This window comes from Microbulbifer sp. ABE4_465, from assembly GCF_056160765.1.
In genome coordinates this window covers 1-293 of sequence record NZ_JBSWXV010000031.1, presented here as the reverse complement: position 1 = coordinate 293, position 293 = coordinate 1, and the positions used below count along the sequence as shown (strand labels likewise).

Here is a 293-nt window from a genome sequence, read left to right as displayed (position 1 = left end):
CCGGCAGCGACACCTTCACGGTGAGTGGTGCAGACAATGTCACCGTAACGGACTACACCGCGACCTTTAGTGGCCTGAATGGTATCGCCGGCAACGGCGGTACCGACACCCTCAATGCCGGCACCGTATCCCTTACTGGAACCTCGAACGAAGTCACTGCCCACGGGATTACCGCAACCGGAATCAAAAACGTTGCCAGTGACAATGTCACCGGCAGTACCGGCAGCGATGCCTTCCTTGTTACCGGAACGAACACCCTCAGTGTTTTGGAGATGCTGTTTAGTGATGTTGAT

At 55.6% G+C, this 293-nt stretch carries 1 protein-coding gene; it reads left to right on the top strand.

The features are described from left to right. Nucleotides 1–293: hypothetical protein (locus tag ACXAG1_RS16995; RefSeq protein ID WP_475120340.1), on the top strand; the 293-nt coding region annotated here is incomplete at both ends.